General features: G+C 51.4%; 38 protein-coding genes. 36 read left to right on the forward strand and 2 right to left on the reverse strand.

The features are described from left to right. The first annotated feature begins 1 nt into the window (after window position 1). Window positions 2-409, forward strand: a complete 408-nt coding sequence (locus ACUXAC_RS25010) for a hypothetical protein (RefSeq protein WP_004206898.1) — start codon at window positions 2-4, stop codon at window positions 407-409. Window positions 410-561: 152 nt separating this feature from the next. Here ACUXAC_RS25010 and ACUXAC_RS25015 read toward each other — a convergent pair whose 3' ends face one another. Continuing rightward, the gene (locus tag ACUXAC_RS25015; RefSeq protein ID WP_454104823.1) at window positions 562-1,110 is read right to left on the reverse strand and encodes a hypothetical protein; all 549 of its coding nucleotides are present in this window, start codon (window positions 1,108-1,110) and stop codon (window positions 562-564) included. A gap of 140 nt (window positions 1,111-1,250) precedes the next feature. Between ACUXAC_RS25015 and ACUXAC_RS25020 the strand changes: the two genes are divergently transcribed. The 29 genes from ACUXAC_RS25020 (at window position 1,251) to ACUXAC_RS25160 (ending at window position 16,367) form a co-directional block, all read left to right on the forward strand. Continuing rightward, window positions 1,251-1,712 (forward strand): hypothetical protein, encoded by a 462-nt coding sequence (locus ACUXAC_RS25020; protein ID WP_015586036.1) that lies wholly within the window; start codon window positions 1,251-1,253, stop codon window positions 1,710-1,712. Then, on the forward strand, window positions 1,709-1,957 hold the full coding sequence (locus ACUXAC_RS25025) for a helix-turn-helix domain-containing protein (RefSeq protein ID WP_004187394.1): 249 nt from the start codon (window positions 1,709-1,711) through the stop codon (window positions 1,955-1,957). The genes ACUXAC_RS25020 and ACUXAC_RS25025 overlap by 4 nt, the downstream gene beginning before the upstream one ends. After that, window positions 1,950-2,537 carry a restriction endonuclease gene (locus ACUXAC_RS25030; RefSeq protein WP_004206901.1) on the forward strand — a complete coding sequence of 196 codons (588 nt, stop codon included), beginning with the start codon at window positions 1,950-1,952 and terminating at the stop codon, window positions 2,535-2,537. Before ACUXAC_RS25025 ends, ACUXAC_RS25030 begins: the two co-directional genes overlap by 8 nt. Further along, window positions 2,534-3,019: a hypothetical protein gene (locus tag ACUXAC_RS25035; RefSeq protein ID WP_004187390.1), complete on the forward strand. Its 486-nt coding sequence runs from the start codon at window positions 2,534-2,536 to the stop codon at window positions 3,017-3,019. The genes ACUXAC_RS25030 and ACUXAC_RS25035 overlap by 4 nt, the downstream gene beginning before the upstream one ends. Further along, window positions 3,016-3,264: a hypothetical protein gene (locus tag ACUXAC_RS25040; RefSeq protein WP_004206902.1), complete on the forward strand. Its 249-nt coding sequence runs from the start codon at window positions 3,016-3,018 to the stop codon at window positions 3,262-3,264. Before ACUXAC_RS25035 ends, ACUXAC_RS25040 begins: the two co-directional genes overlap by 4 nt. Window positions 3,265-3,345: 81 nt before the next feature. After that, window positions 3,346-4,023 (forward strand): tyrosine-type recombinase/integrase, encoded by a 678-nt coding sequence (locus ACUXAC_RS25045; RefSeq protein WP_015586039.1) that lies wholly within the window; start codon window positions 3,346-3,348, stop codon window positions 4,021-4,023. A 240-nt stretch (window positions 4,024-4,263) separates the two neighbouring features. Continuing rightward, window positions 4,264-5,238 carry a plasmid segregation protein ParM gene (locus tag ACUXAC_RS25050; protein ID WP_011091047.1) on the forward strand — a complete coding sequence of 325 codons (975 nt, stop codon included), beginning with the start codon at window positions 4,264-4,266 and terminating at the stop codon, window positions 5,236-5,238. Between the two features lie 2 nt (window positions 5,239-5,240). Next, window positions 5,241-5,684: a plasmid partitioning/stability family protein gene (locus tag ACUXAC_RS25055; RefSeq protein WP_004206904.1), complete on the forward strand. Its 444-nt coding sequence runs from the start codon at window positions 5,241-5,243 to the stop codon at window positions 5,682-5,684. 9 nt (window positions 5,685-5,693) lie between these two features. Further along, on the forward strand, window positions 5,694-6,257 hold the full coding sequence (locus tag ACUXAC_RS25060) for a phospholipase D family nuclease (RefSeq protein ID WP_004187378.1): 564 nt from the start codon (window positions 5,694-5,696) through the stop codon (window positions 6,255-6,257). Between the two features lie 117 nt (window positions 6,258-6,374). Then, window positions 6,375-6,881, forward strand: coding sequence for a hypothetical protein (locus ACUXAC_RS25065; protein ID WP_015062854.1), 507 nt, complete (start codon window positions 6,375-6,377; stop codon window positions 6,879-6,881). Further along, on the forward strand, window positions 6,874-7,353 hold the full coding sequence (locus ACUXAC_RS25070) for a helix-turn-helix domain-containing protein (protein ID WP_004206906.1): 480 nt from the start codon (window positions 6,874-6,876) through the stop codon (window positions 7,351-7,353). The genes ACUXAC_RS25065 and ACUXAC_RS25070 overlap by 8 nt, the downstream gene beginning before the upstream one ends. Window positions 7,354-7,381: 28 nt before the next feature. After that, complete coding sequence (locus tag ACUXAC_RS25075) at window positions 7,382-7,792, forward strand: hypothetical protein (protein WP_004206907.1); 411 nt, start codon at window positions 7,382-7,384, stop codon at window positions 7,790-7,792. 117 nt (window positions 7,793-7,909) lie between these two features. Further along, window positions 7,910-8,173, forward strand: a complete 264-nt coding sequence (locus ACUXAC_RS25080; RefSeq protein WP_004206908.1) for a hypothetical protein — start codon at window positions 7,910-7,912, stop codon at window positions 8,171-8,173. Between the two features lie 21 nt (window positions 8,174-8,194). Beyond that, complete coding sequence (locus ACUXAC_RS25085; protein ID WP_004206909.1) at window positions 8,195-8,557, forward strand: DUF3085 domain-containing protein; 363 nt, start codon at window positions 8,195-8,197, stop codon at window positions 8,555-8,557. A gap of 121 nt (window positions 8,558-8,678) precedes the next feature. Beyond that, window positions 8,679-9,128 (forward strand): JAB domain-containing protein, encoded by a 450-nt coding sequence (locus tag ACUXAC_RS25090; protein WP_004206910.1) that lies wholly within the window; start codon window positions 8,679-8,681, stop codon window positions 9,126-9,128. A gap of 44 nt (window positions 9,129-9,172) precedes the next feature. Continuing rightward, on the forward strand, window positions 9,173-9,439 hold the full coding sequence (locus tag ACUXAC_RS25095; RefSeq protein WP_004187367.1) for a helix-turn-helix domain-containing protein: 267 nt from the start codon (window positions 9,173-9,175) through the stop codon (window positions 9,437-9,439). Between the two features lie 676 nt (window positions 9,440-10,115). Then, window positions 10,116-10,295, forward strand: coding sequence for a hypothetical protein (locus ACUXAC_RS25100; protein ID WP_004187364.1), 180 nt, complete (start codon window positions 10,116-10,118; stop codon window positions 10,293-10,295). Window positions 10,296-10,367: 72 nt separating this feature from the next. After that, on the forward strand, window positions 10,368-11,228 hold the full coding sequence (locus ACUXAC_RS25105) for a DUF4942 domain-containing protein (protein ID WP_004206911.1): 861 nt from the start codon (window positions 10,368-10,370) through the stop codon (window positions 11,226-11,228). A 189-nt stretch (window positions 11,229-11,417) separates the two neighbouring features. Further along, window positions 11,418-11,756 (forward strand): hypothetical protein, encoded by a 339-nt coding sequence (locus ACUXAC_RS25110; protein ID WP_004206912.1) that lies wholly within the window; start codon window positions 11,418-11,420, stop codon window positions 11,754-11,756. Window positions 11,757-11,853: 97 nt separating this feature from the next. Further along, window positions 11,854-12,084 carry an Hha/YmoA family nucleoid-associated regulatory protein gene (locus ACUXAC_RS25115; protein WP_004187345.1) on the forward strand — a complete coding sequence of 77 codons (231 nt, stop codon included), beginning with the start codon at window positions 11,854-11,856 and terminating at the stop codon, window positions 12,082-12,084. A 297-nt stretch (window positions 12,085-12,381) separates the two neighbouring features. Continuing rightward, complete coding sequence (locus tag ACUXAC_RS25120) at window positions 12,382-12,618, forward strand: hypothetical protein (protein ID WP_011154457.1); 237 nt, start codon at window positions 12,382-12,384, stop codon at window positions 12,616-12,618. 84 nt (window positions 12,619-12,702) lie between these two features. Beyond that, window positions 12,703-13,113, forward strand: coding sequence for a DUF1380 family protein (locus ACUXAC_RS25125; RefSeq protein ID WP_004206915.1), 411 nt, complete (start codon window positions 12,703-12,705; stop codon window positions 13,111-13,113). Between the two features lie 61 nt (window positions 13,114-13,174). Further along, window positions 13,175-13,480, forward strand: coding sequence for a hypothetical protein (locus tag ACUXAC_RS25130; RefSeq protein ID WP_004187339.1), 306 nt, complete (start codon window positions 13,175-13,177; stop codon window positions 13,478-13,480). A gap of 200 nt (window positions 13,481-13,680) precedes the next feature. After that, complete coding sequence (locus ACUXAC_RS25135) at window positions 13,681-14,121, forward strand: antirestriction protein (protein WP_004206916.1); 441 nt, start codon at window positions 13,681-13,683, stop codon at window positions 14,119-14,121. A gap of 43 nt (window positions 14,122-14,164) precedes the next feature. After that, a complete protein-coding gene (locus ACUXAC_RS25140) occupies window positions 14,165-14,449 on the forward strand; it encodes a hypothetical protein (RefSeq protein ID WP_004206917.1) in 285 nt (94 codons plus the stop codon). A gap of 154 nt (window positions 14,450-14,603) precedes the next feature. Continuing rightward, window positions 14,604-14,825 (forward strand): hypothetical protein, encoded by a 222-nt coding sequence (locus ACUXAC_RS25145; RefSeq protein ID WP_004206918.1) that lies wholly within the window; start codon window positions 14,604-14,606, stop codon window positions 14,823-14,825. Window positions 14,826-14,896: 71 nt separating this feature from the next. Further along, on the forward strand, window positions 14,897-15,331 hold the full coding sequence (locus ACUXAC_RS25150; RefSeq protein ID WP_454266976.1) for a single-stranded DNA-binding protein: 435 nt from the start codon (window positions 14,897-14,899) through the stop codon (window positions 15,329-15,331). A gap of 55 nt (window positions 15,332-15,386) precedes the next feature. Next, window positions 15,387-15,698 carry a DUF5983 family protein gene (locus tag ACUXAC_RS25155; protein ID WP_004187333.1) on the forward strand — a complete coding sequence of 104 codons (312 nt, stop codon included), beginning with the start codon at window positions 15,387-15,389 and terminating at the stop codon, window positions 15,696-15,698. Between the two features lie 132 nt (window positions 15,699-15,830). Continuing rightward, window positions 15,831-16,367, forward strand: coding sequence for a hypothetical protein (locus tag ACUXAC_RS25160; protein ID WP_004206920.1), 537 nt, complete (start codon window positions 15,831-15,833; stop codon window positions 16,365-16,367). 500 nt (window positions 16,368-16,867) lie between these two features. On the opposite strand, the gene ACUXAC_RS25165 is transcribed toward ACUXAC_RS25160, so the two are convergent. Beyond that, window positions 16,868-17,233, reverse strand: a complete 366-nt coding sequence (locus ACUXAC_RS25165; protein ID WP_004206922.1) for a hypothetical protein — start codon at window positions 17,231-17,233, stop codon at window positions 16,868-16,870. A 275-nt stretch (window positions 17,234-17,508) separates the two neighbouring features. Between ACUXAC_RS25165 and mobA the strand changes: the two genes are divergently transcribed. Genes mobA through icmT form a run of 6 tightly spaced genes read left to right on the forward strand, consistent with a single transcriptional unit; the run spans window position 17,509 to window position 22,506 of the window. Beyond that, window positions 17,509-17,826 carry a plasmid mobilization protein MobA gene (gene mobA, locus ACUXAC_RS25170; protein ID WP_004206923.1) on the forward strand — a complete coding sequence of 106 codons (318 nt, stop codon included), beginning with the start codon at window positions 17,509-17,511 and terminating at the stop codon, window positions 17,824-17,826. Further along, on the forward strand, window positions 17,813-19,792 hold the full coding sequence (traI, locus tag ACUXAC_RS25175) for a TraI/MobA(P) family conjugative relaxase (RefSeq protein WP_021526643.1): 1,980 nt from the start codon (window positions 17,813-17,815) through the stop codon (window positions 19,790-19,792). Before mobA ends, traI begins: the two co-directional genes overlap by 14 nt. Window positions 19,793-19,805: 13 nt before the next feature. Further along, complete coding sequence (locus ACUXAC_RS25180; RefSeq protein ID WP_004206925.1) at window positions 19,806-20,306, forward strand: DotD/TraH family lipoprotein; 501 nt, start codon at window positions 19,806-19,808, stop codon at window positions 20,304-20,306. Next, window positions 20,303-21,082: a type IV secretory system conjugative DNA transfer family protein gene (locus tag ACUXAC_RS25185; RefSeq protein ID WP_004187315.1), complete on the forward strand. Its 780-nt coding sequence runs from the start codon at window positions 20,303-20,305 to the stop codon at window positions 21,080-21,082. Before ACUXAC_RS25180 ends, ACUXAC_RS25185 begins: the two co-directional genes overlap by 4 nt. 10 nt (window positions 21,083-21,092) lie before the next feature. After that, the gene (gene traJ / locus ACUXAC_RS25190; RefSeq protein WP_004206926.1) at window positions 21,093-22,256 is read left to right on the forward strand and encodes a plasmid transfer ATPase TraJ; all 1,164 of its coding nucleotides are present in this window, start codon (window positions 21,093-21,095) and stop codon (window positions 22,254-22,256) included. Further along, window positions 22,246-22,506: an IcmT/TraK family protein gene (gene icmT / locus ACUXAC_RS25195; RefSeq protein ID WP_004187310.1), complete on the forward strand. Its 261-nt coding sequence runs from the start codon at window positions 22,246-22,248 to the stop codon at window positions 22,504-22,506. The genes traJ and icmT overlap by 11 nt, the downstream gene beginning before the upstream one ends. Window positions 22,507-22,529 lie beyond the last annotated feature (23 nt).

Consider the following 22,529-nt stretch of genomic DNA (forward strand, 5'->3'; position numbering starts at 1 on the left):
CATGGTGACTCAGCCTATGGTGCTTCTGGGCGCGGTACACCCCGTAGCGGGTTATCTCTTCCTGGAAGTGATCCCTGACAGTGAGGTTGGCTTCGTTGATATATATCAGCTGACCGACCGTCTTTATGTTGGCGATTATCTGGTCATTAACAATCCGGAATGGCGGCGGCGTGAACCTGCATTTGACGGCCGGCCGTGGGATGAATGGGTGATCCGTGAACACCTGTCCCGCATAGACTGGTATTCGAATGACACCATTCTGAGGTTATGTCAGAGGCACAATCTGTCATGTGCTGACCTGCAAAAGTGGGGAGAAAACGTGGCACGCTGGAAGGATGTACCGGTGATGGTAGCGCGTGAAGAAGACGACGTGTCCATCACACTTCTTTCAGGGTTTACAGATAACTGATGATGCATACACAAAAGGCGTCCAACTGGTGAGGAAGGGCGCCTTTTAATTATAGACCTTTTTATTACTTAACTTTCTGTCGGAGTAAACGGAAAATTAATCTGTTAATCACTGCGAGTATAAATCCCCGATAAGCGTGGTGCAACGCCCTATCAGAAGTAACCGCCGGTGGTTGAATCCAGTGCCCTGAACAACAGGGTTTCCTGTGCGGCTTCCAGCAGACGACCGGGCAGACGGAGTTCATTCACGCGGTAACTCTGCCCGGTCTGTGTGGTCACTGTGAGGTAATACTGATCGTCAAACTGCTGACCGGCACCGATATGCACGATGGTGGCCGTGTCGATCCAGCACAGGTTTGTGCCTTCCGCGTCCTCAAGTGGTTTGATTCGGCCTTTCAGCCACTTCTGCGGGCGACCCGGCCGGCATTTGATCGTGATGCCGTGCTTATAGCCGCGGGTTCTGGCCACAAAGGCCGCTATTTTATCTTTATCCAGTTCCTGCGCCGGGGTGAGCTTACTGAAACTGGACGGAGAGAAGTTATACTGCAATTCTTCAAACAGGTTCAGGTACGTGGCTTCATCATCCAGATTGTCCCCGCGTTCTTTCAGCATGGAGCCCCAGATCCTCTCCATTTCGCCCTTCAGCGCCAGTTTAACCGCCTCAAATTCTTCCTGATGTTCATCGTAGTAGTTGATATCCATCGTGTCTCCTGTTGTGTTTATGGCGAATTTGCGGAATTAATATACATAAAAAATGTTCAAATATGAACATTTTCAGGCTATAAATACAGGCAGATTATAACAGGCCAGTCCACCAGGATTCGGCCAGGAGCTGAGTACGCATGATAAAGAAACCACTTATTGCCGGCATCATGCTGGTTGTGGCGCACACCGCCGGCGCTGCGCAGGGTGATGATACCAATCTGCAGCAGATTTATACCGAGGCGGGCATTCAGGGGATATGCAGCGCCGGGATGCTGGCTGTGCCGGAAGGGGCCAGGGATGAAGTTGTCCCGCAGAACGTCAGACACCTCCTGGTTCAGTGTGCCTATTTCGACGAGCAGCAGTTGCGCCGGCGTGCCGGCCTGCCGGCTCAGACATTTAGCCACTGGCGTGACCGCAATGCGGTCCTTAATCTGTCGTCTGACCAGGTATCTGATGCGCTCTGGCTGTCAGCGTGGCGTGATTTCCGGGCACAACTGGCCTCGGCCTACCCGGCCCCGGCGGAAAAAAAGGCACAGGGGAAAGAGGCCGTACCCGCCGGCACGAAGCCCGGCACTGAGCATGGGAGTGCGGCGGATTGACCGGCTTTGACTTGATCCTGTGGCGACGGGGCCTGAACTGGACCCAGGAACGCGCCGCGGCTGAGCTCGGTATCAGCCGTACCAGCCTGGTAAAATATGAGGACGGTGAGACAGTACCCCGGACCATACAACTTGCCACCGTCGCGCTGACGCTGAAAGCGGAATGGCCCACCCTGAAAACCATGAGCAAAGACAGGCTGCTGCGGCAGCTGAAGTATGAAGTGCTGAGGATCGATAATGAATGAGTCCATCCATGTTGTCGGCTCTTTTATCCTTGCGGGTATCCTGCTGTATGGCCTCTGGCTGGGTACACGGCGACGCCGGCGCCGGCACGAACGGAAACAGGCCAGCGCGGTACGTGTGATCGATAAAATTAATACGTTTCCGCATTTCGGGCAGAAAATTGCCTATCTGCGCAAGATTGACCCGTTTGTGTTCGAAGAGCTGCTGCTTGAAGGCTTTGAACGCCGGGGCTTTGAAGTGATCCGTAACCGCCGGTATACCGGTGACGGCGGGATTGATGGCCGTGTGAAGATTGATGGCCAGACCTGGCTTATCCAGGCCAAACGCTATACCAGCTATATTGCCGTTGGCCACGTCCGTGACTTCAGCGACCTGCTGAACGCCACCGGTGCCCGCGGTTTTTTCTGCCATACCGGCAAAACGCGCGAAGGAACCAAATCGCTCATTCGCGGAGACAGCCGTATGATCCTGGTCAGTGGCCAGAAGCTGCTAGACCTTATTGCCACCGATGCGCCGTTTATCCCGTATCCGGGATACCGGCCACCGGCCGAAATGGTTCAACCTGAACAGGAGACAACATGAAATTCAAAGGATACGTCGCCGCCCTGCCGGCACTGTTGCTGACAGGGTGCGCCATGCTCCCCGGACAGCCCACCGATTATGACCGCTTCTGTAACGTCTCAGGCATCGCCAGCCACGGCGAAACCTACCGTGTCAGTGACAGCCAGGATTTCTGGTTAACCCCGAACGGCCGCTATCTCAGCCAGGCTGAGTACAGCAGTCCGGCTGATACGCTTCAGAAACTGACGGGTGTGGTCAGTGGTGAAGATCCTGACCAGGTGCGGAAGAACGCCGTCAGGGTAAGGGTGTTCCGCGTCGAGAGTGAAAACAGCCATAAAGGTGCGTGCCTGCCTGTGCGTTATGACGATAATGGCGCACAGCGTAAAATGGATTCACTGACTAACGGCCGCCGTATGGTGGTATTCAGTGAAGATGAAGGTCAGTCTGGTCAGCAGATTTACAACAAAAGTCGTGGTACAGGATTCAGTTACAGGTTGTTATGAGTGGATTGAAAGGCCGCCGAATCAGCGCGGATATGTTTGCTATGATGTTAAAAGTACCTGTCGGGGAGCTGGTTTTTGCAGCCCGACACAACCAGCCGCTACACGGACAGGCGCTACCTCCTTACGGGATCGGCGGCGGGAAAAGCTGGAGCTCGACCGCCTCCACCCGCAGTATGACGTTTGATATGCAGGATGCGGTCGATTTCAGCGAGAAATTTCATAAAATTCAGTCGCCTGACGGCTGATTAGCGGATTTTAAAAAATTGAACACTTTCCCCCTGCAAATTTCTCAGAATTCACGTAGCGACGCCATCGGGACCGGGCGCGTGACATATGCCTACTTCGATTATGCCGATGCGCTGGCGCTGCGGGAGATGGCCAGCCAGGCTGATTTACCCAAATACCTGCTGGCCCCGGAGGTGTCGGTGTTTCTGCGGTATGTGCCAGACCTGCGCCAGCAGGTCCTTTTCGATACCCTCTGGAACACGGGCGCGCGTATTAATGAGGCGCTGGCGCTGACCGGCGCCAGCTTTCAGCTTGACGGTTCCCGGCCGTTTGTCCGGCTGAAGACGCTTAAACAGCGTCAGCGTGGCCGCGGCAGGCCGGGCAAGGATGAGGAGGTGTTCCGTCTTGTTCCTCTGACCGATCCTCAATATGTCAGGAAGGTGCGTGAATTTCTGACCACCCTGCGTATTGGTAAACAGCAGCTGCTCTGGCCGGTGCAGAGTGATAACACGCCGCGTAACTGGATCAGGAAGGCACTGGACCTCGCAAAACGTGACTCTGTCACTTTTAGTATCCCTGTTACCTGCCACACGTTCCGTCACAGCTTCTGTATGCACCTGATCCAGCATGGGGTTCCGCTGAAAGTTGTACAGGCCTATGCCGGGCATTCCCGGCTGGAAACCACAGAAACCTACACGCGCGTGTTTGCGCTCGATGTCGGCCGTCAGTATGGCGTCCGGTTCAGCCTGCCAGACAGTCATCTAACGCTTCCGGAATAATCCGTATTCATCCCTGTTATTTCCTTATAAATCTAAAATAATCTCTCATATTTCTATATTAGGCCGTTTTGAGGACGGCCTGACCGTCTTTTGTTGATTTTTATTCGGTATTTTTCTGTATTTTTCTATATTGGTGCATCATTTTGTCTTTACACGTCAGCAGGGATGCGTAATAATCCATTTGAAAGCTGTATTTTTCCTGATTTCTACGGTTTTTTTCTAAATAATGTGAGGTTCAAAATGCGTATTTTTGTTGACGACGGTTCCACCAACATCAAACTGGCATGGATGGAAGATGGTGCGGTCAAAACGTTGATCAGTCCGAACAGCTTCAAGCCCGAATGGTCCATGACGTTGCTGACAGATTCATCAGTGCCGGCTTCCGCCAACTATGAAATTGACGGGGAAAAGTACAGCTTTGACCAGCTGAGCCCGGATGCCGTGCGCACCACGGAAACCCGCTATCAGTACAGTGATGTGAATGTCGTCGCTATCCACCATGCCCTGATGCAGTCCGGCATTGAACCGCAGCCGGTTGATGTTGTGGTGACGCTGCCGCTGGGCGAGTACCTGGATGAAAACGATCAGCCTAATATGGCCAACATCGAGCGGAAAAAAGCGAACGTGAAGCGCGCGGTGGCCGTTCAGGGGCGTGAGAGCTTTACCGTGCGTAAAGTCAGCGTACTGCCAGAGTCGGTCCCTGCAGGCTTCAGTGTGCTGAAGGATCTGGACGATCTGGACTCCCTGCTGATTGTGGATATCGGTGGAACCACGCTGGATATCGCGCACGTTCGCAGCAAAATGTCCGGCTTCACCAAGACGCATTGCGATCCTAAAACCGGTGTATCCATCATCACCGAAGCCGTAAAACATGCACTGGATACCAGCGTGAGCACCCGTACCAGTTCGTATTTTGCCGACCGTCTGATCCAGGCGCGAAATGACGAAACGTTTCTTTCCCGTTACCTCCAGAATGCTGACCAGCGGGCCCAGGTGATGAAGGTACTGCATGAGCGGGAAAAAGCCCTGACGCACCGTGTCACCGATTCAGTTGGCCGCTTTGCCGGTTTCACGCACGTCATGGTTGTCGGTGGCGGCGCCAGCCTGGTCGCCGGCGCAGTGAAGCAGGCCACGGGGGTGAGTGACGATCGTTTCTTCGTCAGTGATAACCCGCAATTCGATCTGGTTCTGGGTATGGTGGCAATGAAGGGCTGAGTATGACTGATAACCGTAAGTGCTCGTTTTATATCTACCCGGAGCGCAATGCGGCGGACCGGGTAGCTGACGGCTTTCTTGAGAAACTGCCTCAGAAAGAGCGTGGCCGCGCGATGCGCGCCATGATGCTCTGTGGTGCTGCGTTGATGAAGCAGGACGAACGCCTGCCGTTCCTGATCGCTGAATTTCTGACGGAGAGCACCTCGATGCAGGATATTCAGCGGATCATCAGCAGTACGCTGCCGCAGCAGGATACAGGAGAGATGGCGCGTCTGGTTGAGGCGTTTCTGCAGGCCACCGGCGGTGGCAGCAATACGGTGTCGCCGGCAGGCGGCGCTGCGCCGGAAAACAGTCCCGCCGTGACTCCCGAACCGGCAGCACCGGAGGATAGGAATCTGGAAGAAACCCGTAAGAACGTCCAGCATCTGTTCCCGGATGATGATTAAGGGGGCAGCGTGAAAAAATATGTGCTGTTAACCCTGACCCTCATCGCCGGCGCCGTGGCAGCAAACCCGGTAACAGCGGCCGGCAATATTGCCGGCGATGTCCAGGCGCAAGCTGCGACTGAAGTGAAAACCGGGTTTTCACCCGGCGGGACCGCATTAAATCTGGTTCTGGATTCAATCGACCACGCGCAGCATGAGATTCTGGTTGCCGCGTACAGCCTGACCAGTCGTCCTGTTGCCGGCGCGTTGCGTGCCGCAAAAAAACGGGGCGTATCGGTGGTGGTGGTGGCCGATCGCAAAGCGAACGACAACCGGTACACCGAAGTGAACTTTCTGGCCAATAACCGCGTGGCGGTGCGGATCAACGATAACTACGAGGCCATGCATGATAAATTCATGGTCTTTGACCGCCGCGCCGTCTTGACCGGATCGTTTAACTTCAGCGCCAGTGCAGACAGTCGTAATGCGGAAAATGTGGTGCTGATCAGCGGCGCGCCTGCAGTAACTGAAGCCTACGTGAACGAGTTTTCCCGTTTATGGGGCGAAGGAAAGGACGTGGCCCCACGGTACTGACCTACAGCAGCGGCAGAAACTCTGCCGCCTGATTTTTAACTTGATTTATATGGCTCATTCGTCGTATTATCAAGGCTCATTTTTCGGTAGCGCCCCGACTGGCGAAGGAGTAAAACCATGCAATCATTCCCCCTGTTCGTTTCCCGTGTCGTACCTGTGATCACCCTGAGCCATTGCCTGCGGCAGCGGCGCTGGTCCCTGCACAACACGCCATGCCAGATTGACCTGAGATCAGGTTGTCACCTGCGCTCACAGCCTTTCGGCACGCTATCCAGACGGGAAATAAGCGACCGGCCACCGGCTATGCCCCGCGGTTACTGGTTCAGGCAATGCAGCCGGGATGTCATGTTAACGGGGCGCATCGATCAGGCAGATCCTATGAAACAGGTCTATTACAACGAAGGCTGGAGCGGTCCGAACAAGTATACGTTTGAAGTTTATCAGCTGGAGAACGGGCGTTACCGGGCGCTGGCCCGCAAATGGAATGGCAAAATCAACAAGGTGCAGCAGGAAACGCAGTACCTGTCTGATACGCGGGAGGGGCTGAAGCACCAGGACTATCCCCGCACGCGCCAGGTGAAAATTTTTCTGAATTCAGACTTCTGGGAGAAGGGTAATGATTAAGATGGTTAGCGTCGTTCCGCAGCCGGAAACAGTGAAGACGCTCCGTGAAAAAATGGGCATGACTGAAACCGCATTAGGGGCTGTCATGGGGTACGAACTGCGCGCCTGGCAGCGTAAGGAAGCTATCAGCGACGATCTCAGCCAGTACAACAAGACCAGTCTTCGCCCAGGCGAATATAACATGCTGATGCTGATCGCCGGCGTGCATCCTGATTACCGCCTGAACAGGACGTTCAGCCCGGATGATATGGTTAAAGAGCCCGCCACGGCCGAAGACGTTCGCCGCCTGCGTCAGGCGCTGGGGCTAAAACACGCTGAAATTGCAGCGCTGTTTGGCTATAAACCGGCGTCATGGCAGACCAAAGAAAAGGCTGCTCAGCGCGGCGTAAAGCTCAAGACCGGGGAATTCAATTTCCTGTTACTTCTGGCCGGTGAGCATCCGTCACTGCAGCTGGTTGAGAAGGCGAAATAAGGCCCGCGGCGACCAGAGAGGACCCTTTATGATCACCACACGCCGAATGTTAATGCTGTATGCCTGCCTTGTGCCCGTAGCCCTGACAGGGTGTGATCTGGCTGATTATTTCCCGAATGTGCCACAGCCCGTGCCCGTGATTTCGCCCGGCTATCAGGTTGATATCGATGGCCACCCGGTCCGAATATCAGGATTTGATGACTGCCCGCGGGAAAAAGATGAAGCCCGGCACGCAGCTGCACAAGATGAGAAAGGCTGCATTGTGCTGTCTGCAGAGCGTTCCGAGGTGAAGGTCAGACTGTATCAGCCAGCCGGCGCCGTCACCGAAACCTGGCGGATCATCCGGGAAAAAGACGCACGCCAGAACGATATTATTCGCCTGCAGCGCCCGAACGGTGCGCTTGTGATGCAAAATTTACAGGGGAAAGAGTCTCCTTAAATCAGGAAAATAACAAAATTAACTTGATTTATATGGCTCATTAGACGTATAATAATTACATCGAAAGGCAATCCGGTCTTTCGACGGTAGCGCCCCGACCGGCGCAGGAGTCACCTTATGACTGCTCTCAATTCTCAGCAACAGGCTGATGTTGCCCGCTATATCCGGGAACATGGCAATAAAACCGTTATTTCCCCTGAATGGTCACTTATTTATTTCTCGCTGTGTCAGTGTGAATTACATCAATCGCATGAAGCCATTATTTTTCATAATGGCCGACCTGCAGGGCTATTTCTTCTGAATGAAACAGGCGAGCTCACCGAATTATATCTGCTGGGGTCGCTTTCTGACATTCTCACCGCCGCTGCGGTCAACAAATAGCTTTCAGGGAGTAAATACACTATGACCATGCAATCAGAACTTGTTTTTACTGATCCTATGCTCAACGTCGTTATTGCTGAAGTTAAGCGTTTTAATTGCCCACTTCTTTTTGTCAAAGATCATGGCGTGTATGTGATGGCGGCGAAAGGTGAGAAAAACAGTAATGGGATGCACAATGTCTGTTACGCCAATGGTTTCAATCCGGATACAACGGATTTTGACGAGCTCTGGGACCGGATGCGTGATGCCTGTGGCGGAGATGATTTTTGCGAATCCCTGGACCTCGATCCGAGGTCGATTGAACTTCTCAGCCGTACCAAACCCTGCCTGAAAATAATGCTTTCAGAGACGGAACTGGAAGTTATTGCAGGGGGACAGAAATAAACCATAAAAGCCCGTTAAATCGGGCTTTTTTATATATCACTGTATTTACATCTAGGACAAAATGTCCTATTATATATTTGTGGCCGGGCATGGTGCTCAGGTCCCCTAACGAGGGAAATATATGAAATTTTCAGCAGAAGAACTCAACATTATCCGCCAGGCGGACGCCATTATTGCCGGTAAAATTACCACAACGGATTTTATCACCGGCGCCGACGCCGCGCGTTCCTTACTGCGGTTTCGTCTTGCTGCAGAACCACGCGAATCATTCTGCGCGTTCTTTCTTAACTGCCACAACGGCGTGATTGCGTTTGAAGAACTGTTTAAGGGAACTATCAGCAGCGTCACCGTTCATCCGCGTATCGTCCTGCAACGCGCCCTGCATCATAATGCCGCCGCCGTGGTACTGGCGCATAACCATCCTTCCGCTAACACTGCACCCAGCCAGGCTGACAAGCTGATCACCGAGCGTCTGGCGCAGGTGCTGGGGATGGTTGATGTCAAAGTCCTCGATCACCTGATTGTGGGCGGCAGCGATATTTACTCTTTTGCTGAACATGGTCTGATTTGATAACCGCGGCCGCACAGTGGTGCGGCCGGCTCTGGAGGCTTGCTATGGGCAATAAATATACCGTGCCGCTTAACGTGGGCGCGATCCGCGAAAGCTGTTTCCGTCCCGCTGATAAATGGACCCCGCCGACGGGGGATGAACTCCGCTATCTGCTGGAAAATGTGCTCAACCTGAGTCAGGAGGGGCTGGCGCGACATGTTGGCGTGAACGGCAGAACGGTGCGCCGCTGGGTGAACGGAGAAAGTGACATCGCGTATTCCGTCTGGTGCGTCCTTTGCATCGATGCCGGCTTACCGCCGATCTGGAAATAGCAGCGCAAAACACCGACGCGCAAACGTGCTTCCTGAACGTATCGGATATCTGGCCGGGGCTGAAGGCTGACGCGGTGGTTGCCGCCTGCAGGGCAATACGGGCATCGAACCCGTATTGCCCTGAAACGCGCTGAGCCGCTCTCTGGGCGCGCATTTAAAAAAACTGTACCCATCATCGTTTTTATGACTTTGACGAGTCCTGCCCCCTATTCTGGCTCTTTCTGATGTGATCCCGCCCTGGTGTCTGCCAGTTACTTAATTTTGACGCCCGCACAGCGTGTCTTCCCTGTTCATTTCTGCTCAGTTGCCGGCGTTTTCTGGCAGGCCTGCCGTACTAAAACACCTCTGGGCCCCTTCGGCTCCTGCCCGTCGGGCAGTCGTCAGCCACACTCCGCTAGCCAGGCAAAGCCTGGCAGCTCCGCCGAACCCCCTGCGGGGTTTCGGGCTATCGCTAGTGTCTGATGCCTGAACCCCTGCACCATGCCGGCAAAGCACCTTCATCGGGCTGATGGGGATCTGAAAAGCAAAATTTACAGGGAAAGGAGTCCAGGAAAAAACAAAGAAAATTAATCAGATAACGCTTGATTGTTATGGCTCATTAGACGTATAATAATCACATCGAAAGGCAATGAGGCTTTTCGCGGTAGCGCCCCGACTGGCGCAGGAGTAACAAATTATGAGTAAAGCACTGACCCCCTCCCAGCTTAAAGCTGAACTGGAAACGCAGAAAGATGCGCTGCTGAAGGCGTGCCTGTATGCCCTCAACGAAATCCCTAACCGTCGTTTAAGTGGCCCGTATGCGTCCACGTATGCGCTGGCCGAGCAGGTCAGTAAACTGCTTCAGCGCTGCAAATAATCATTGATGGGCTGGCATTGCCAGCCCTGTTCACCCCTTACGGTAGCGCCCCGCATGGCGCAGGAGTCTGAAATGTCATCTGAAAAAACTCTCCCGTCGGTCGATCTGATGTCCTGCCAGCATGGCGGTGAAGTGATCCCGTCTATTGCTATTGAGCGCATTATCTCGTTGCGGAATGAAGGTATTCGCGTCTATCTCGACGGCATAGACAAGCTGCGAAAAGCGCGCGATCTGATGCAGCAGGCCGGAGGCTGTCAGTACCTGTATGACTACGACAAAGCCGTAGAGAGCGCGATCAAATGGAGCGACACCAGACCAGACCAGGCCGAAACGGCTATTTCCCGCGTTATCGACGGAAAAATCTGGGATCGGCTGATGTCGGAAACCGGCATGTATACGCTGATGAGCAACAAACAACGTCAGGAATGGGATCGGCAGGTGGCAGGCGAAGAAATGCCGCCGATAACGCTGGAGAACGTTATGAGTACGTTCCGGCACCTGAACGCAAGCAAGGCCGATACTTTCACGCAAGGGCTGATTGATATCTTTAAATCCCTGTCGTGGGATTATAAAACCAATAATCCCTGCATGTTTGGCAAGCGTATCATCATCGCGCCGTTGCTCGATGTCTGGCGCAGTGGCTGGGTGCGCTTCAGCTCAGACGGGCACACCAAAATTGACGATCTGGCGCGGCCGTTCTACGTGCTGGACGGGCGTAACGTGCCTGATTACCGCGTTTCTGACGGTGCCAAACTGGATGCCTTTTTCAGTGAAAACCAGTTCAACGGTAAGGTGTTCGAGTGTGATTACTTCAGCGTGCGATATTACAAAAAGGGCAGCGCCCACATTACGTTTAAACGCCCGGAGCTGGTTGAGAAGATCAATAATCTGGTTGCCAGTCACTATCCCGGAATGTTACCCCCTCGCGTGTAATGCAGATGGCAGGCCGCATTTGCGGCCTGAAATATAAACAGGGAAAGGAAGTATTCCCCGGCCTGAGAAAATCATGCCGGGCATGTATTTATTGCTTGATTTATATGGCTCATTAGACGTATAATAATCACATCGAAAGGCAATGAGGCTTTTCGCGGTAGCGCCCCGACTGGCGCAGGAGTAATAAACATGGCTATTCAATCCCTTCAGTTCCGTAACGGCTCCGTTTCTCTTGGTGATGTTTTTGTTTCCAGCTGGGGTTATGAGCAGACAAATACCTATTTTTATCAGGTGATCGCCCTGCGCGGTAAGAAAACCGCCGTACTGCGCCGCATCGCTGCGCAGCAGGTGAAAGCAGACAGTGCAATGTCTGGCGAATTAAAGCCGGTATTGAATGACTTTAAAGGCGAACCCGTGACCCGTCGTATCTGTGAAAACCATGAGCATCCGTCTGTCAGCATTGACGAGTACGAACAGGCTTATAAGACCGATCCTAACGAAAGCCATTTTTACAGCACCTGGGGCTGACCGCCTGCTACGCCCCGCAAGGGGCGTATAGTCGAAGACTTATTCAACCAAAACGTGAATACTATGCGAAATAACAAGGCGCTCAGGACGCAGATACATGGCGGAAACAGTTTATCAGGCGCGGAGGCGTTTTTACCTTCTCCGTTTTCGGCGCAGTCGTAACCCGGACACACTGGAAAAAATGTACGAATCCATGCGGGATCGTGGACAGGTGCCGCCGGAGGACACCGAGGCTTTTGAGGCTGCCGCCGACCATCGCCGCGCAGAGCTGGCATCGGGACGCATCTGGGATAAGATCCCGCCGCATGTCTGGCAGTATGTAAAATAATCACAGCGCCCCTACAAGGGGCGTTTTATTGCTTGCATATATGGCTCATTAGACGTATAATGTTTTTACTGATTCAAATCAGTACCTTCCTAAACAGCCTTACAGGTGCATTATGACCTCTTCTGAAATCCTCCATAACCTCCCTCAGATTATCACGGCCGTGGCCGCCCTCATTACAGCCATTACCGGGCTGATTAAAGTCATGAAGGATAAGGGTAAGGACTGAACCGCCGCAGGGGGCGACAGCCCCCTGCATCCCTAACCGGCAGCGCCCCGACTGGCGCAGGAGTAAAAAAAGTGACAACGCTGCATATTCGAGAAATTCCCACTGATGGAGCGCCGCCTATCTGTGCAGGCCGCTCAATCTCAGATGATGACCTTTGCGCCTCATGCCAGCATCTCGACTATCGCCCTGGGCACCTCAGCGCCTGCCTGCTGTCAGGTTGCGGGCGTGACGACTGGCCTTCAGAACTGGATGCAAACGGCTACAGCGTTGCCTGTAGCAGCTATGAGCGTGAAAAATCGCTTGATTAATATGGCTCATTAGACGTATAATAATCACATCGAAAGGCATCCGGTCTTTCGCGGCAGCGCCCCGACTGGCGCAGGAGTTTTACAATGCACGGTAACGTAAATGAAATTTGCGCAAGGCTTCTCGATAGTTTTGAACCACAGCAGCGGATCAGCCTTCTGATCTGGACTGCTGAAGATGTCCATGACTGCACCAGTGATATGAACCTCACTGACGATGAGGCCGAAGCCGTTCTGGCAGAAATCGCGGAATGCAGTTCACACAGCCGTTATGGCGTCGGAAAAGATACCGTCTGGAGCCTGGCAAAGCAGGTGCGCGAAGATGCCGCCCGCGATCGAAAGATAGAGGTCAATGCCGAGGCGCTGCAAAAAGTCGTGGCGCTGGCGGCGCAGTTTATCCGGCTGGAAGAAATCCAGTCTGGTGAAGGAGCTGCACGCCGACTTTATCCGCAGGAGTCTGAGGCGCTGGAGTGCATCACGAAGGCGATTAACGGCTAATTCACGCAGTAACGCAGCGAACTTTCACGGTAGCGCCCCGACTGGCGCAGGAGGAAAAAACATGTCCCAGAATGAAGCCTATTACGACACGCTGGCCCTGATTGAAAAGGGGCAATGGTGTTTCGGCAGTATGGACGAAGAAAACGAAGAGCGGGCAATCAAGGCCGCTAAGGCGCTGGCGCTGTTTGCGCGCCTGAATGAGCAGGACTGCGACGGACACCCGGTTTCCGAAATCATCGTTGATTTTATCGCTAACCTGATGCACCTGGGGGAAGCGATAAATTTTCGTGTGCTCGATGAGGAAAGCGCGGTGATCCCGTTGGTCAGGATCGCAGCCGTACACTTTAACGCTGAAACAAAGTCATAGTAATCATGTGAATCAGAAGGGGGCAGGCGTGATCCTGCCCCCAAAAATGGACAGGGGAAAGAGTTCTCCCGCCTGAAAATATTCAGGCAGGCGGGAATATTTTGCTTGATTAATATGGCTCATTAGACGTATAATAATCACATCGAAAGGCAATCCGGTCTTTCGACGGTAGCGCCCCGACTGGCGCAGGAGTACAGAAAATGTCTACTGAACTGAATCAACCCGCCATCACTGCACGCATTATCCCCAATAACCGCCGCATGGCCTTTCTGCCACGCCTGTTCGGCGCCTGGTATCTCACAGGTGAGGCCGGTGTCTACAACCACGCACGTTCTCTCTGCGCCGATTATCAAGGCGGTTCCTGGGAGTTCGTCGAACTGTCTTGCGGTAGCGGCTTCATGTACCCACTGAGCGCAGAGCGCTTCACGGTATCGGTTAGCGGTAACTGGTTCGAAGGGGAACTGTCCGCAGAAGCTACCGGTATCGTGCTGACCCTGTTCACCCTGAACCACATGATCTGGCACGCACATGATGCCGGCTATGAGCACATCTGCGACATGCTGATCACCCAGCAGGAAAAGCTCAAATTATATGCCGACCAGCACGCCGAAGCCGGTTTGATTTACCGCGCGATTGACTGAAACGGCGGCCCCCGCGAGGGGGCCAATACTGACAGGGGGAAAAATGTTAACACTAACTGATATTCGCGCCAGCAATACGGTGCTGGTTACGGAATTTGGCGGCGTGCGTGCTGTGCATTTCTGTCTTCATGAAAAATTAAGCGGTAACGACAACGATCTGTGGTTTCCGCTTGCCAATGGGGCCGACCTGTTCGAGGCGCTGGAAAGCATTATGTGCATCAATTTTGCCGCTGCTAACGTTGTCTCGCTGGAGTTCCTGCGGCAGAACGGGAAGTGCAAAGACTACCGGATCACCTACAACAAGGCCAAATTCAAGCCATTAAGTTAGATATCTGGCATCATTAAATGTTCATATTTGAACAAAATTAAAATATAAAAATACGTCTAATGAGTTGATAAAATGGCTCATTAGACGTATAATTATTACATCGAAAGGCAGTTGAGTCTTTCGCGGTAGCGCCCCGACTGGCGAAGGAGTTGAAATGAAAGAAGCAGACCAAAAAAAAGTGAATGCCGTAATGGCAATTGCTGATTATCTCGGTGTAAAAAATCAAATCGAGGTGATCGAATACTCAGCCGAATCAGTGCAGGTTGAGTGGCGAAATCCTAAAACAAAACAGCTTATTCATCGTGATTACACTTTTGCAAATTCCTTTGTAAAAGACTTTGAAAAAGCTCTGAAATCGAACATGAAGTTTTACTGATAAAGAGGGGGAGAAATCCCCCTTAATCCTCCCATTTTTTACTGATAAACATCAAATATATGAGGTGTATTATGTGGAAACGTGGCGAAAACAAAGTGATTCTGATGGGGCGTTCTGGCAAAGATGCAGAACTGCGTTACACCCCAAACGGAACGGCCATTGCGAGCCTGACGCTGGCTACAGAAATCAGCTATAGCGACAACGAAGGGAAGGAGAAAAAAGAAACGGAATGGCATGATATTGTCATTTTTGGAAAGAAAGCCGAAGCAGCTGGGAAGTACTTCAAAAAGGGTATGATGCTGTATTTTGTCGGGCGCATTCGTAATAACAAATGGCAAGGGACAGACGGCAAAATGCGCAGCAATAAGGAAATTGTGATCGATAATAACGGCGAAATGCAGATGCTGCCGGGAGCTGGGCCACGTAACACCAGTGCAGAAGGCCAGGGAGGCATTGAAAATCATGATGAACCGCCGTTCCCGGATATGAATGATTACCCGCAGTAAGTATTTGAGTTAGAACGGCCCGCAGGACGCGGGCCGCCAATCCAGAGGGGGGAGTATGAATATCAGTGAACAATATCGGGTGGCGGTCGTCAGTACCGGCCATGTAAAAAAAGAAGACGCGGAACTACTGGACAAGGTCTGTAACGATGACTTGTCCGGTCAAGGTTTGTTCTGGATCGAGAAAAATCGCTATGGGTGGATATTGCGTATTTCTGCTACTGAACAATGGCGAGTGGAATTAACCAGGGCGGGGATCAGTGCAAGTGCTTTGGATAATATAGCCGCGTTAAATGGTGCCGGGTTCGACTGGATTTGGTTTGACCGGGATGCAGAACAGGTGCCAGAACTGACCGTTTGGGAGTGGTAAACCGGTTAAAAATATGCCTCGAAAAGGGGCATTTTTTTCTTGCCTGTAATGGCTCATTAGACGTATAATAATCATGAAGTTTAAAAGCGGATATTGATTAAAACGCTCTGTAAATAACGTGGAGAGAATATTATGGCGACCTTATACCCTTTTGAGGTTTATACCCTTATTGTGTCAGAATTAATCGTAAGCCATTTTAATGATGTCGCTATGGTATATCCGGGAAGCGAAGAAATTAAAAAGAACTATGACAGTGAATTAAGTGCTGTACAGGTAGTTAATGGCATCAGAGAAAAACTGATTGAAGATGGTGTTATACAGTGCGAACAGTGCCCACTGCTATCCGAGTGGGATGAGAACAAGGTTATCAACCAGCTAATTAAAGATTACCGCCTGATTCTCAATCGTGACTATGAACTAAACCGTGTTCGTCAGCAGCTGGCCCCGGAGCTGATCGCACAGATAGAAAACTGGAAAGAGCAGAAGTATTCCGATTCTGCGAAGGAATACGAGGTGCTCTATGAAACCATCAACATCAACGGAAAGGAGGTTACAGGCAAACTAAACGTAGTTGCAGTAAGTCGCTTTGATGCTGTTTTCATCGTAGGGCAGCGTCACGCTAACGATAACTTTTTGGTTTTGGATGTGAAGGAGGTGATGAATCATTGAAATCCAGAAAAGATGCCGGATTGCGCCAACAATCCGGCTGGGTAGGCAATTTAAATTGTGAGGTTCAAAATGCCGTTGTGGATTATACACTATGCTGAAGATGTCGCAAACGGAGTGCAAACAAAGTCGCATCCGATGAACGCAGCGCAATGGGATCACTTCCGTTTCTGGTTGGCAGTGTTCCGGCGGATTAAAGAAACCGCGATGTAATCTGTAACTGTCTCAGGGGCGCTGTATGCGCCCCTTTTTAATATCCGTGCCCGGACTCCTTTCCCTGTAAATTTATCGGGATCAAGGGCGGATCGTGGCCCTGAACGTGCGCACCATTGAGCGCTGCATCGCAGCGGAACCGGAAAATTTTTTCCGGCCAATGAGTGCCCTTGTCACCGGAACGGTGACAAGTATGCACGCAAAATTACACGAACAGGCAGCACCCATGCCCGGCCTGACAGGCCGGGAGCTATATCATAATGTGGGATGCTATATGTGAAAGGTGAAGGTTAATACTGCGGACCTGAAGCGTCAGAATTCTGACCGGTAGAGCCATTTTGTGTGCGCTGATCTTCGTCAACTCCAGTGATTTTTTTTCGGCTGTTGCTGGTTCTTTTTTTTCCAACTCGTCCGGCAGTAATGTCCTTGATATCACGTAATGTAACGTCTGAAAAACCCGCATCGTTGAGGAATTTCAGTATCTCTTTATCTTCATATCCTTTCGAATCTTTCAGCTTCTTAATGTCAGATTTAAGCTCATCGAGTACGTGCTTTTTCTCAAGCCTTTCTGACGTCACATCAGGCAAGTCGTCGAGAATGCTTTTGAATTTTCCGATGTCCTCACTGCTATAAAATGCTTTCTTTTTTGCAGGCATATGCCCTCCCAATAATGTCAAAATCGGCCATGCCGAACCGGAGAAAATCGATCAAGCTATTCGGGTGATTTTACATGATGCCCGGCACGATTCAATTGCTCTGCCTGCCAGGCCCTTCGCTGCTGGCTTTCAAACCTCGCCGATGGTAGAATTCAATGAGGTATTTAAGTACGGGACAAGATGTGTTTTTGGTACACCGCCGGCACGCCGGCAGTGACGCAAAAACGTCTTGGTCAGGGCAAGCCCCGACACCCCCTAACGAGGTTAGCTATTAGATGAGTCGTAGTGAGTCACGAAAAACAGATGCACAAATCCATTTCCGCTGCACAGCAGAAATTAAAGATGCATTGTCCAATAAGGCCCATGAAGCAGGGCTTAGTCTTAGTCAATATCTTATCAAATCTGGGCTTGGAAAGCGCATTCAATCGAAAGGTAATTACAATGCACTTGCCGCTCTTGTAAAGATAACAGCCCTTCAAAAACATCTGTTTAACGAAGGTGCCGGGGTTCATAGCAAGGAGTATTCAGAGATTCTGATCGAGGTCAAAAAGGCCGCACAGAAACTGCAACAGGAGATGGATGGTGATACCTAAAATCATTGAGGGCCGAAGGGACAAAAAGTCCAGCTTTGGTCAGCTGATTAAGTACATGGCAGACAAGCCGTCTCAGGAGTTGACTGATACAGTTCAGCCTACTCCTGAGACGGCTTTAGCTGTTAAATCGGATATATTCGAAGGGTTAAACAATTACCTGACCCGTAAGCAGAAAGTGATCAGCACACCGGTGGATGTTGAGCCAGGTGTACAGCGAGTTGTGGTTGGTGATGTTACCTGCCAGTACAATACCTTCTCGCTCGATGGTGCAGCACAGGAAATGAATTCAGTTTCTCAGCAAAGCACACGCTGTAAAGATCCAGTTATGCACTATGTTCTCTCATGGCCTGACTATGAAAAGCCGAATGATGATCAGGTTTTCGATTCAGTGAAGTTTACACTGGCATCGATGGGCATGTCCGATCACCAGTATGTTGCTGCCATCCACCGGGATACAGATAACCTGCATGTGCATGTTGCTGTCAACCGCATCAATCCCCAGACATATAAAGCAGCCTCATCGAGCTTTACCAAAGACACACTTCACCAGGCGTGCCGCTTACTGGAATTGAAGAATGGTTGGTCCCATTCAAACGGTGCATATGTGGTTAATGACCGTCAACAGATTGTCCGGAACCCTCACAGCAAGAAAGAGCGAGGCAACTGGCGCTCACTCGATCGCATCAACAAGATGGAGAATAAAGAGGGTGTTGAAACGCTCTATCGCTATATCGTTGGTGATGAACAGGTAGGCGGTAGTCGTCAAAACTTGATCCATGTTTCAGCTGGGCTTCGTGAAGCCAAAAGCTGGGATGATGTGCATAAGACATTTGCAGGCATCGGTCTTCGTGTCGAAAAAGCACAGGGGAAAAAGGGCTACGTAATTACCCACGAACATCAAAACCAGAAGACGGCTGTTAAGGCGAGTCTGGTATTTAACAAGGCACAATATACCCTGAAGTCGATGGAAGAGCGCTTTGGTGAATACCAGCCTTCACATATTGAACCGGCCAAAGTATCGGTATTTAAAACTGCATATACCCCTGGTGCTTATCGTCGAGATGCCAATAAACGTCTGCAGCGTAAAATTGAGCGCGCAGAAGAAAGAATGCTTCTCAAGGGTCGCTATCGCGCCTACCGGAACAATTTACCGATATATTCTCCGGATAAAGATCGCATCGCCGATGAATACCGGAAAATTGCCCAACATACCCGGTTGGTGAAAAATAACGTCCGGCATTCTGTTTCAGATCCTCATACCAGAAAGCTGATGTACAACCTGGCAGAGTTCAAACGCCTGCAGGCGGTTGCCAATCTGCGTCTTAGCTTGCGTGAAGAACGCAACGGTTTCAGGGCGGCTAACCCACGGCTTTCTTACCGAGAGTGGGTCGAACAGGAAGCACTGAAGGGTGATAAGGCAGCGCTCAGCCAAATGAGGGGCTTTGCCTATTCCTCCAGGAAGAAGGAGAAGTATAAACAGCAGCTGGTTGAGCAGATCGGGTTCAACCGTACCTTTAACGCCATCACCAGTCATGATCGTGATGATGTGGCCGTAATGGCCTCAGCACGTCATGGTGTCAAGCCACGGCTTTTGAAAGACGGTACTGTTATCTTTGAGCGCGACGGTAAACCAGTAGCGGCTGATCGTGGTCACATTGTGCTGACAGAAAGTAATGGAATCGACAAAGAGAAAACGGCTGACCTTGCAATTGCATTAACGATTGCTGGTAAAGCCAAATCTGTTCGTGTTGATGGTGACGGCGAGTTTAAGGAACTGTGCTGTAATCGTATCGTCGATGCAGCTGTGAACCACAATCACCCTGTCGCGCAGGGCATTACCTTCACAGATGCCGCTCAGCAGGCGTATGCTCAAAACGAGAAACATCGTTTGATTCGTGAGCAAAATAATAGTAAAAATGAAATGCAATTAAGAAGTGAAAGCGACGACAAATTCAATCCGAAGTAAAATGGAGTAAGAAATGAAAATCAAAATGCAAACGGTCCTCGCGGCCGTTTCTTTGTTAGCTCTTGCCGGTTGTGCCTCTCAAAGCGAAAAGGAAAAACAAATCTCTGCACAGCAGCTGGTAGATCAGGAATTGCGTGAGCAAGCCATTAAGATAAAACTCGCACAGGATGAGCTTTACCAGGCTGGAGCCATTAACAGGACCCGTTACAAATTCCCTACCATTATCAATGCAAACAGTCAGTATGTTCGTGTGAGCTGGCAGGGTGATGCTTACGAATTACTGGAGCAACTGGCTAAACAGCGTGGCCTTCAATTCACCAGTCAGGGGATCAAGTTACCGCTTCCACTCAATATCGATGTTGGTGGTTCGAAGGTTACGTTTGAACAGTTGCTGACCCTGATCCGACAACAAACGCAGTACCGTGCCACCATCAACCAGAAACCCGGTGAACTGCAGCTGCTTTACCTCACACCATCGAAGAAAGGTTCATTCCTCAGAGGGACCCGCCCATGAAACTTAAACTGATCGTGCTTTTGACGTTACCGCTGCTTGCTGCGAACGTTGCACGCGCGGACGACTCCGATGTTAAAGGCCTGGATTACTACATGGACCCGCCAAGCCAAAGTGACGATGAGGCCGATGTTACTGGCAGTATGCTAAACGACGCAGCGCACACCATAGGATTTCGCGGCGGTAAGGCAGAACGCGCTAAAGAAATTCGCGCCGCGCTGGAAAATCAGCGCAGCAACCTTGATTACATGTATTCGTTCCAGCCGCTGATCTCTTCTGAAGGCTACCTGCCACCGGTCATTGCTGAAGCTAAAGACGTTGCACACATTACCAATGAGCAAATCCGAACGGCCAACCGTGCCTACGACATTGTTGTGCCGGCACGCTTTGTCAGTAACCCACCGACCTGGAAAAGCTATCTTCTGACCGGATTGATGGCGCAGCGGATCGAATTGCCTGAACCGGCGGCGATGCCGAAAGACGGCAAACAACGTGATATCTGGAAAAAGGCTGTCGCGCTGGGCTGGTCTGACGGCCGCCAAAAAGCTGATGAGATATTCACTGCTAATTTCAATCGCCTCACACGGGATTACACCGGCATGTTGCGCTACAGCACGCTACTGCAGCAGGGCATGATAAAGGCTCCAGTTATCACACAGCAGCAGCAAACAGTTACAGGGGATAAAAACCGTCTCATGCTGGGTGATAAAACGAAACGTATGAAGCAGCAAGCTGAGTTTGACATCAACAAACGCAGCTGGAAACCGACCATACGTTGAGGGGCAGTAGATGGAAGCATTCAATTTTGGTCCAACGCTGACGCCACAGACGCTGGAACGTTTTCTCGTACACTGCTCTAACAATGAAGTGTCCGATATCTTGTTGCAGGGTGGGGATAAGATCTGGGTAGAACGTCATGGGCGCCAGCTGCCCATGACAGATTACCCAATCGACACCCTGGAGCTGGAACGCACCGTTGATAAGGTGTTCGGGCAGGAGATCAAAGGGATACTGAAAAGCGCTGCGGTTGTTAATACCGCTATCCAGCTACGAGGTGATGAAGCGGGCACGATTGGACTCGGCCGCGGCGAAACGCGCCGGTTCCGTGCGAACTTCACTCAGGCCGATATTTATAAAACAGAAGCGGCAATGTCTCTGACACTCCGTGTTCTGAATGAGTTTATTCCTCAGCTTAAACAAATGGGCATTGAGCCTGAGCTGTTTAATTCTCTGTTGCCGGCTTCCGGCCTCGGACTGATTTGCGGTGAAACGGGATCGGGTAAGTCAACCCTGATGGCCAGCATCTTCCAGTATTGCGGTGAAACGTACCAGGACCGGAAAATCATCACGGTTGAAGATCCCATCGAATATCGCCTGGGAAGTAGAGACTGGATTGCGCCGGCGCCGGCACAGTCACAGATTGGGCGTGATATAGATTCCTTCCACAATTTTATCACTCTCTCCGGGTTACGTCGTTCTCCGAAGATTATGGGGGTTGGTGAGCTCCTTAACCGCCTGTCATTTGAAGCTGCTGTGCTGGCAGGTAAATCAGGCCATTTTTGTCTCGGAACACTGCACGTCAAAACGGTCGGAGAGGCCATTTCCCGATCATTGCAGAACTATCCGCCGGAAATGCGTGAAGCTGCCGCCTTTGACCTGCTGAGTATCCTTTCGTACATCATCGTGCAACGCTTGCTTAAAACAAAAGATGGCCGGCGCAAGGCTGTCCGTGAATATCTCGTCATTGATAACAGCCTGCGCCGCAAACTCTATGACGTTGATTACAGCAAGTGGGGCCGCTACATCGACGACCTGTTGATCGCTGAAAACCGCAGTCTGATTCAGAACGCCTGGGTAATGCACCAGGAAGGTTTGATCGACGAAGCGGAAGTCATCGAGGTCGCAGGATATATGGACTATCTGGCGTTAAAAGAGGGCAAGTATGGACATTAACAAATGGCGTTATGCCGGCCGGCCACTGACGGTTTTTGGTGTGCCTGTTATCTCGTTTCTTGTGTACTTCATCTGGTTTCCGTTCCCGTCAGTAAAAACCTTTGTTATCTGCACCTGTGTGGTTCTCTTTTACTTTCTGCTGGCCATGATGGGCTACACGTTACCGGTGCTGTACCAGGTCATTCTCCGGGTTATCCGCGGGAAAAAACTTACCGGGCGGCCGTGGTGGTACCGGCGCTCTCAGCGATAACACATAACTACAGGGGTAGACAG

Source organism: Serratia sp. 121840015-1 (assembly GCF_053627655.1).

What these genes read in the sequence shown, in the direction of transcription:
- ACUXAC_RS25010 (WP_004206898.1), top strand. Translation starts at nt 2, where the DNA reads ATGGTGACTCAGCCTATGGTGCTTCTGGGCGCGGTACACCCCGTAGCG.
- ACUXAC_RS25015 (WP_454104823.1), bottom strand. Translation starts at nt 1,110, where the DNA reads ATGGATATCAACTACTACGATGAACATCAGGAAGAATTTGAGGCGGTT.
- ACUXAC_RS25020 (WP_015586036.1), top strand. Translation starts at nt 1,251, where the DNA reads ATGATAAAGAAACCACTTATTGCCGGCATCATGCTGGTTGTGGCGCAC.
- ACUXAC_RS25030 (WP_004206901.1), top strand. Translation starts at nt 1,950, where the DNA reads ATGAATGAGTCCATCCATGTTGTCGGCTCTTTTATCCTTGCGGGTATC.
- ACUXAC_RS25035 (WP_004187390.1), top strand. Translation starts at nt 2,534, where the DNA reads ATGAAATTCAAAGGATACGTCGCCGCCCTGCCGGCACTGTTGCTGACA.
- ACUXAC_RS25040 (WP_004206902.1), top strand. Translation starts at nt 3,016, where the DNA reads ATGAGTGGATTGAAAGGCCGCCGAATCAGCGCGGATATGTTTGCTATG.
- ACUXAC_RS25050 (WP_011091047.1), top strand. Translation starts at nt 4,264, where the DNA reads ATGCGTATTTTTGTTGACGACGGTTCCACCAACATCAAACTGGCATGG.
- ACUXAC_RS25055 (WP_004206904.1), top strand. Translation starts at nt 5,241, where the DNA reads ATGACTGATAACCGTAAGTGCTCGTTTTATATCTACCCGGAGCGCAAT.
- ACUXAC_RS25065 (WP_015062854.1), top strand. Translation starts at nt 6,375, where the DNA reads ATGCAATCATTCCCCCTGTTCGTTTCCCGTGTCGTACCTGTGATCACC.
- ACUXAC_RS25070 (WP_004206906.1), top strand. Translation starts at nt 6,874, where the DNA reads ATGATTAAGATGGTTAGCGTCGTTCCGCAGCCGGAAACAGTGAAGACG.
- ACUXAC_RS25075 (WP_004206907.1), top strand. Translation starts at nt 7,382, where the DNA reads ATGATCACCACACGCCGAATGTTAATGCTGTATGCCTGCCTTGTGCCC.
- ACUXAC_RS25080 (WP_004206908.1), top strand. Translation starts at nt 7,910, where the DNA reads ATGACTGCTCTCAATTCTCAGCAACAGGCTGATGTTGCCCGCTATATC.
- ACUXAC_RS25085 (WP_004206909.1), top strand. Translation starts at nt 8,195, where the DNA reads ATGACCATGCAATCAGAACTTGTTTTTACTGATCCTATGCTCAACGTC.
- ACUXAC_RS25090 (WP_004206910.1), top strand. Translation starts at nt 8,679, where the DNA reads ATGAAATTTTCAGCAGAAGAACTCAACATTATCCGCCAGGCGGACGCC.
- ACUXAC_RS25095 (WP_004187367.1), top strand. Translation starts at nt 9,173, where the DNA reads ATGGGCAATAAATATACCGTGCCGCTTAACGTGGGCGCGATCCGCGAA.
- ACUXAC_RS25100 (WP_004187364.1), top strand. Translation starts at nt 10,116, where the DNA reads ATGAGTAAAGCACTGACCCCCTCCCAGCTTAAAGCTGAACTGGAAACG.
- ACUXAC_RS25105 (WP_004206911.1), top strand. Translation starts at nt 10,368, where the DNA reads ATGTCATCTGAAAAAACTCTCCCGTCGGTCGATCTGATGTCCTGCCAG.
- ACUXAC_RS25110 (WP_004206912.1), top strand. Translation starts at nt 11,418, where the DNA reads ATGGCTATTCAATCCCTTCAGTTCCGTAACGGCTCCGTTTCTCTTGGT.
- ACUXAC_RS25115 (WP_004187345.1), top strand. Translation starts at nt 11,854, where the DNA reads ATGGCGGAAACAGTTTATCAGGCGCGGAGGCGTTTTTACCTTCTCCGT.
- ACUXAC_RS25125 (WP_004206915.1), top strand. Translation starts at nt 12,703, where the DNA reads ATGCACGGTAACGTAAATGAAATTTGCGCAAGGCTTCTCGATAGTTTT.
- ACUXAC_RS25130 (WP_004187339.1), top strand. Translation starts at nt 13,175, where the DNA reads ATGTCCCAGAATGAAGCCTATTACGACACGCTGGCCCTGATTGAAAAG.
- ACUXAC_RS25135 (WP_004206916.1), top strand. Translation starts at nt 13,681, where the DNA reads ATGTCTACTGAACTGAATCAACCCGCCATCACTGCACGCATTATCCCC.
- ACUXAC_RS25140 (WP_004206917.1), top strand. Translation starts at nt 14,165, where the DNA reads ATGTTAACACTAACTGATATTCGCGCCAGCAATACGGTGCTGGTTACG.
- ACUXAC_RS25145 (WP_004206918.1), top strand. Translation starts at nt 14,604, where the DNA reads ATGAAAGAAGCAGACCAAAAAAAAGTGAATGCCGTAATGGCAATTGCT.
- ACUXAC_RS25150 (WP_454266976.1), top strand. Translation starts at nt 14,897, where the DNA reads ATGTGGAAACGTGGCGAAAACAAAGTGATTCTGATGGGGCGTTCTGGC.
- ACUXAC_RS25155 (WP_004187333.1), top strand. Translation starts at nt 15,387, where the DNA reads ATGAATATCAGTGAACAATATCGGGTGGCGGTCGTCAGTACCGGCCAT.
- ACUXAC_RS25160 (WP_004206920.1), top strand. Translation starts at nt 15,831, where the DNA reads ATGGCGACCTTATACCCTTTTGAGGTTTATACCCTTATTGTGTCAGAA.
- ACUXAC_RS25165 (WP_004206922.1), bottom strand. Translation starts at nt 17,233, where the DNA reads ATGCCTGCAAAAAAGAAAGCATTTTATAGCAGTGAGGACATCGGAAAA.
- mobA (WP_004206923.1), top strand. Translation starts at nt 17,509, where the DNA reads ATGAGTCGTAGTGAGTCACGAAAAACAGATGCACAAATCCATTTCCGC.
- traI (WP_021526643.1), top strand. Translation starts at nt 17,813, where the DNA reads ATGGTGATACCTAAAATCATTGAGGGCCGAAGGGACAAAAAGTCCAGC.
- ACUXAC_RS25180 (WP_004206925.1), top strand. Translation starts at nt 19,806, where the DNA reads ATGAAAATCAAAATGCAAACGGTCCTCGCGGCCGTTTCTTTGTTAGCT.
- ACUXAC_RS25185 (WP_004187315.1), top strand. Translation starts at nt 20,303, where the DNA reads ATGAAACTTAAACTGATCGTGCTTTTGACGTTACCGCTGCTTGCTGCG.
- traJ (WP_004206926.1), top strand. Translation starts at nt 21,093, where the DNA reads ATGGAAGCATTCAATTTTGGTCCAACGCTGACGCCACAGACGCTGGAA.
- icmT (WP_004187310.1), top strand. Translation starts at nt 22,246, where the DNA reads ATGGACATTAACAAATGGCGTTATGCCGGCCGGCCACTGACGGTTTTT.